The 217-nt window shown below is 50.2% G+C and carries 1 pseudogene; it reads left to right on the top strand.

Annotated elements, in window-relative coordinates:
- Positions 1–217, top strand: a pseudogene (locus EII41_RS14015) (IS1595 family transposase); the annotation flags it as partial.

The following is a 217-nucleotide window of genomic DNA, read 5'->3' as shown; positions in this document are numbered from 1 at the left end:
AATCGTTACCATCCCATTTGGCACATGGTTCACAAACTTCGTCAGGCCATGGGTAGAAGAGACGATGAGTATGTACCGGCAGGACGCATTGAACCGGACGAAGGTTATTTTTCCACGGAGCCCCCCCGAAGCGGAAAAAGAAAAGCCCTTGAAACGGGGACGTGGCAGCCAAAGAAAAAGCAAAGTGCTGGTTATGGCGGAAAGTGAAATGGTTGCA

The organism is Tannerella forsythia (assembly GCF_003860135.1).
Lineage (GTDB): Bacteria > Bacteroidota > Bacteroidia > Bacteroidales > Tannerellaceae > Tannerella > Tannerella forsythia_A.
The sequence above is the reverse complement of the archived record's forward strand: the minus strand, read 5'-3'. Positions and strand labels throughout refer to the sequence as shown.